The organism is Thiocapsa sp. UBA6158 (genome assembly GCF_002423035.1).
Classification (GTDB): Bacteria; Pseudomonadota; Gammaproteobacteria; order Chromatiales; family Chromatiaceae; genus Thiocapsa.
In genome coordinates, this window is record NZ_DIUM01000054.1 from 1 (window position 1) to 5,935 (window position 5,935).

Here is a 5,935-nt window from a genome sequence, read left to right on the forward strand (position 1 = left end):
GAGTAGCGGCAGCAGCCTCAAGGGCATGACATCGATGCGATAGGGGAGTGCGTGGCGTCGGACGAATTGTTCGAGGCGCGTGCGGTACGCTTCCTCCAAGTCGTGGTTCCCATATTCTTCAAGTGCGACCGCGATGTCCGCTAGAAGGATTGCGATGGCACGTCCATCGATGAAGAACTCTGGTTTGATACGGCGCAGGGCCGCACGGGCATCTGCAACGCTATCAAGAGAGGTCGCCGCGTCCGCGTGAAGCGTATCAAGCGTGGGGTGCCGGCCGGCTTCAACAAAGATCTGTGCCGTGCCGCGCGGGCGGACCAGCAGGGTGCGAACGATTTCGACCGGTAGGTCGGGGTGGGCATGCCCGAATTGGGCGAACAGGGGCCGCCACAGCTCTGCTCCGATATAGCGCCAAGCAGCTTGCAGGCGATCGGTCGTCATCCAAACACCTCGGTGGCGAGAGGGGCGCGCATCATTCGCGGAACTTCCACAGGTCGACGGCGCTCGCCTCGCGGCTGAGCATGGTGCGGAGCATGGTCATCATGGCGTCGATGTTGATGGTGCCGACGGTTTCCGCCTGTTCCCGCTCGTCCCAGTCGTCGATGGCCCATAGGGTCAGCAAGACGGCTTCCTTTTGCGGCAGTGCCTCGATGGCGGCGCGGAGGAAGGGGGCGATCGTCCTGTCGAAGGCCGTGGGGACATCGGGCAGCCCGGTCTCGTCCGCGTCGCCGAACAGCCCGTCATCGAACGGGCCATCCTGCACCTCGACGCAGATTTCATCCCACAGGGTACGGCAGGTGTAATCATCGCCGACGATGCCGGTGGCCGGGATGCGCCGCAGGCGCCAGATCAGGCGGGAGGTGAGTTGGCCGAAGCGCAGGGCGGCGAATTGCAGGGCGGCGTGGCGGGAGGCCTCAAGGATGGCGTCCTCGGGCGCAGTGTCGTGGGTCGTCATCCAAACACCTCGGCGGAGAGCGCGGCGGCCATGGAATCGGCCTTGGCGGCGGCGGCGTCGAGCGCGCGGGTGAGGGAATCGAGGCGGCTGGCCTGTTCGGCGAAGGCGGTTTGCAGGGGGAGCGGGGGAACCCAGACGGGAAGCCGCCCGAGCTGCGTCTTGTTGATTGAAGCGATGCCGGTGGTGCGCTTCGCCACCCGGAGAAAATACCCCCGTGCTGCCTCGCTTTGCATGAAGGCTCGCGCATAGTCGGGGACGATGGCGCTCCCCATGCGCACGCGGAAAATGTGGTTTTGATGCAGGCAAAGATCGACTTCGCCTTGCCACATAGCGCAGCGGCCCAGTTTGTCGAGATCACCGCCCTCGGTCATCAAGAGGTCTCCGGGCAGCAGCCGACACCGCACGCGGTCATCATCAGTGGCGTCAATCATCTTGATTTCGGATAGATCGAGCCGATCCGCCTGGACGTTTGCCACCCGCAGATATGGCGTTGGCTCTGTTGGCGTACCGTTCAGCTTTCGGCCCTTCGTCAATCCCGATCCAATGTCTGCCAAATCGGAGAGCGCTTGCACCGCCCACCCCTTCGGATTGGTCGCGGGGTCGCCGAACAGGTCGAGGAAGAGGGCGGGGATGATGGCGCGGGCCTTGGCGCGGGCGGCGTCGGCGCGGCGCCGGATCTCTGCCGCCCGGTCCAACAGCCCCACAATCCGCCGCTGCTCGTCCAGCGGTGGAAGGGGGATCATCCAGTTCTCAACTTCGCCCTTCCGAATGGATGGCGGATTTGATGCCGAAGCAAATTGGCTAAGGTCTGTGGAAAGAAGGAGGTGGTATATGTATTCGGAAGTCAGCCTATCAGTCTTCGGGATAATACCCATGACATTGTTGTCAACGCATGAGGGTTGAATCAAAATGCGCTTTTTATTGGTAGCGATCGCGGCACCAATTTTGGGAAATATTACTGCTCCAACAGGGAACGCACGTGCGCGAACTTGAACCCGCGTATCCTCAGACACGCTATTGTTCCAGCGATTTATGCAGCGCTCATTCCCCGTCAGGTTCATATCGCTGACCTTGAGGAATGGGAATTTTTCATTGTGCTTCCCCTGATGTTGCAACGGGAAGCCCGCCCCAGATTCGATATCCGCAACCTCTGCTAAGCGGACGAACTGCAACTCAGTCAAAACACCGGCTCCCCGAGTTCCGCCGCCAGCGCCTCAATATCGCCGAGGATCGCCGCCGTCTCGTCGCGCAGTTCCGCCAGCAAAGCGCGGGGATCGCGGTGCTCCGCCGCCTCGCGGCTTTCCGGCCGGTAGCGGGAGGCGGAGAGGTTCCAGTCCTCGCGCTCGATGGCGGCGGCGTCGGCGAACCACCAGTTTTCGGTCCAGGGTTGGCTCTCGTCCCGCGCCTGCCAGTCCTCCCGCATCTCCTCGCGGCTGTTGAAGGCAGCGATGAGGCCCGGCAGATCGTCGGCTTCGATGGGCTGGTCGTGGTTGGCGTCCAGCTTGAAGCCGTCATTGCTAGCGTGCAGGAACATCACTTCCTGCGTGCGTCCACCGCGCGCGAACACCAGCACGCTGGTCTTCACCCCGGAATAGGGCTGGAATACCCCGCCTGGCAGCGACAGCACCGCCTCTACCCGGTTGTTCTGCATCAGCATGCGGCGCAATTCCTTGTGCGCCCCGGTGGAGCCGAACAGCACCCCTTCCGGCACGATGACGCCGCAGCGCCCGCCCGGCTTCAGATTGTCGATCATGTATTTCACGAACAGCAGCTCGGTGGCGGTGCTGGTGCCGATCCGCACATCATCGACGATGCGGTCGCGGTCGAGCCGGCCGGAGAAGGGCGGGTTGGCGAGGACCACGTCATAGCCGTCGAGCGGCAAATTGCGCTCCATCTTCGCCTGCCGGTCGAAGGAGGAGGTCAGCGCGTTGCGCTTCAAGATGCGCACATCCGGCAGGCCGCGCAGCGCCAGATTCATGCTGGCGAGACTGACCATCTTGGGGTCGACGTCATTGCCGTAGAAGGTTTCGGCCTGGAGCTTGCGCCATTGCGTGCTGTTCAGCCGGTCGCCAAAGCCGCGCTCGAAGCTCTTGCCCTCCAATTCCGCCACCTCCCGCCCATTGGCGGAAGAATTGGCGAGGCGGATATGCTCATAGGCGGCCACCAGAAAGCCGGCGGTGCCGGCGGCGGGGTCATAGACCGTCTCGCCGATCTTGGGGTCCACCAGATCGACGATGGCGCGAATGATGTGACGCGGGGTGCGGAACTGGCCCAGCTCGCCCGCCTGCTTGATCTGGCGCAGCACATGCTCGAACAGGTCTCCCTTGGTGTCGGGGTCCGCGTCCTCCAGTTTCAGCTCGTTCACCAGCGTCACGATCTGGGTGAGCACGGTGGGCTCGTCGATGACAAGGCGCGCCTGCGCCATGAAGCTGAGGCCGAATTCGTCGCCGATGGCGGCAAAGAAGGGAAACACCTCATCGCGGACGAAGGTGACGAGCGGTTCCCCCGACATGGCATTGGCCCAGCTCGACCAGCGCATGCGTTCGCGCGGGATGGTCTCCACCCCCTTGGCCGGGGCGTTCAGCGGGTTGCGCAGGGTCCAGTCGCCGGAGAACAGCGAGGTGTGGCCGCGCCCCGTGGCCCTGGACTGGCGCACATTGGCGGCGTCGATGCCCTCGATCATGTAGAAGAAGAACAGGAAACTGAGCTGTTCGGCGTTGGACAGTGGGTCGGGATAGCCGCCACCGTAAAGATAGTCGCGGATCTGATCGACCTTGCGGCGCATATCGGGCGTAAAGGGCATACTCGGCCTTCAATTGGCGGGTTGGTCTGGGTTTTCCGGATCGGGCGTGCGGCCCGTGCCATCAATGCCGAACACGCCCCTGTTCAGGCTGGCGAGCACCTGCTCCAGCTCGCTCTCGCCACCGAACACCGCGCAGCCACGGGCGAACCCGCCATTCATGGCAAGCGGCGGCTGGTCGAAGCGCCAGCTTTCGAAGCTGGTGAGGTCGGCCGCATTGGCCTTGATCTGTTCCTTGATGAGATGCAGCAGCCGCAACTGGTCGGTGTCGAACGCCTGACCGTCCAGCCAGGTCTCGAACGCCGCTCCCAAGGCTTCGGCGCGGGCTTCCTCCGGATCCATGAAGGCGCGCCCGGTTTCGTCCACCGTCACCCATTCACGGGTGGCGGGGTCGATCTCGTCATGCACATCCAGCGTCAGCATGCGGCGCGGCTGGCCCTGCGGCCGCTCTGGAGCGCGCACCACAACCGCCCCACCTTCGCCCGGCGCCTCGTCATCGCCATGGCGCAGGGTGACGCCGGTGAAATCCCACAACGTGAAACGATCCTTACCCGGCGCCTGCCGCGTGCCCCGGCCGCGCATCTGCTGGTAGAGGATCGAAGAATGGGTGAAGCGCGCCATCACCAGATTCCGGACCTCCGGGCAATCAAACCCGGTGTCCAGCATATTCACGCTGACGAGGATCTGCGGGAACGGCTCGTTCTTGAACCGCTTGATCTTGGCGTTGCCGTCCACGCTGTCGTCCGGCCCCATGCCTGACACGACGAAGTCGGCATAGCGCGTGGTGGGGCTCGGCTTCTTGTCGGCGAAGACATCATCAAACATGCGCGCCAGCGTCTCCGCATGGCGCTTGGTGACCGCGAACACTATGGTCTTGCCCCATTCCGGCGCACGGCGAATCCCGCTCGGCGCGGTATAGCCGTTCTCCAGCACCTCGCGAAACTCACGCACCATGGCACGGTTGCGCTCGGGGATGGTGAACTTGCGCTCAAGCGCGGTGGGATCGACCGTGAGCGGATCATGATCCGCAAACAGCGCTTCCAGTTCGGCGCGGGTTTCCGCATCCAGCGCGCCCCAATCAATGTCGGTGCGTGCAACAGTGAAGCCGTCGGTGGCCGCCGTGCGGGCGGTCATTGCCCGGTAGATTTCATAGGGAACGAGATGGCCGTCCGCGATCGCCTCGGCCATGCTGTAGCTGTAGGTCGGGCGGTCCACCTCGAAGAAGCGCAGCGTGTCGCGGATCGCGGCGCGGTCCTCCTCGTCCACATCCGGCGCGTCCCGCATGACGCAGGGTGTGGCGGTGAGGCCGATCTTGATGCCGTCGAAATGGTCGAGCGCACGCCGCCACTGGCCATAAATGCTGCGGTGGCATTCATCGATGAGGATGAGATCGAAATAGCCCGCCGAATATTTCTCATACTCGTTCACGAGCGTCTGGAGCGTGACGATCGTCACCCGCTTTTCATCCTGAAAGCGACGCCCGGTGCGCGGCACGCGGTAGCACGGGAGATGCGGCAGATGCTCGGCGAAGGCGTCCTCCGCCTGGATGGCGAGGGTGTTGCGATCAACGACGAACAGCGCGCGCGTTGACCAATTGGCATCGAACAGGCGCTTGATCAGCGCGGCCGCCGTGCGCGTCTTTCCAGTGCCGGTTGCCATCTCGACCAGCATTTTCCGCCGGCCGCTGACGATCCCTCGGCAGAGGGTCTCGATGCAGGCGCTCTGATGGTGCCGGCCGCCGCCGCCGGCGATGCGGCTGTCGATCGGGATGTCGAGCGGATTGCGACGTATGTCGCGCGCTGCCTTTCGGCGCACGAGATCATCCTGACTGAAAACGGTCTCCACCCGGCGGAAGTGCGCATCCTGCCCCTTGTCGCAGAACCAGATTTCTTCGCCGTTGGACAGAAAGATAAAGGGCACGCCGAGCAGATCGGCATAGCGCCGCCCCTGCGCCTCGCCCGCCGTCAAGCTGACACTCGTGCTCTTCGCCTCCAGCACGGCAACCGCACGGCCGAGGCGATCGAACAGCACATAGTCTGCCCGGCCGCCGTCATCGAGGGGGTATTCATATCTGACGCTGCGACCGTCCGTCAGGCGCCATGCGGCATCTTTCAGGAGCTGGTCGATCTTGATCCGGGCGAACGCTTCGTTGGTCAATTCCGTGTCGCCCCGATCTCCTGTTG

The 5,935-nt window shown here is 63.7% G+C and carries 5 protein-coding genes; all 5 read right to left on the reverse strand.

Going from position 1 to position 5,935, the window contains the following annotated elements:
• The coding region (locus B4N44_RS08140; protein WP_296699108.1) for a hypothetical protein at window positions 1-438 on the reverse strand (438 nt) is incomplete at its 3' end.
• 31 nt (window positions 439-469) lie between these two features.
• Window positions 470-952, reverse strand: coding sequence for a hypothetical protein (locus tag B4N44_RS08145; protein ID WP_296699110.1), 483 nt, complete (start codon window positions 950-952; stop codon window positions 470-472).
• Complete coding sequence (locus B4N44_RS08150) at window positions 949-2,133, reverse strand: restriction endonuclease subunit S (RefSeq protein WP_296699112.1); 1,185 nt, start codon at window positions 2,131-2,133, stop codon at window positions 949-951. Before B4N44_RS08150 ends, B4N44_RS08145 begins: the two co-directional genes overlap by 4 nt.
• Window positions 2,130-3,755 carry an HsdM family class I SAM-dependent methyltransferase gene (locus tag B4N44_RS08155; RefSeq protein ID WP_296699115.1) on the reverse strand — a complete coding sequence of 542 codons (1,626 nt, stop codon included), beginning with the start codon at window positions 3,753-3,755 and terminating at the stop codon, window positions 2,130-2,132. Before B4N44_RS08155 ends, B4N44_RS08150 begins: the two co-directional genes overlap by 4 nt.
• 9 nt (window positions 3,756-3,764) lie before the next feature.
• A partial coding sequence (locus tag B4N44_RS08160; RefSeq protein ID WP_296699118.1) for a DEAD/DEAH box helicase family protein occupies window positions 3,765-5,935 on the reverse strand: 2,171 nt, incomplete at its 5' end.

Coding starts and splice junctions, on each gene's coding strand:
- B4N44_RS08145 (WP_296699110.1), bottom strand. CDS start 952: ATGACGACCCACGACACTGCGCCCGAGGACGCCATCCTTGAGGCCTCC.
- B4N44_RS08155 (WP_296699115.1), bottom strand. CDS start 3,755: ATGCCCTTTACGCCCGATATGCGCCGCAAGGTCGATCAGATCCGCGAC.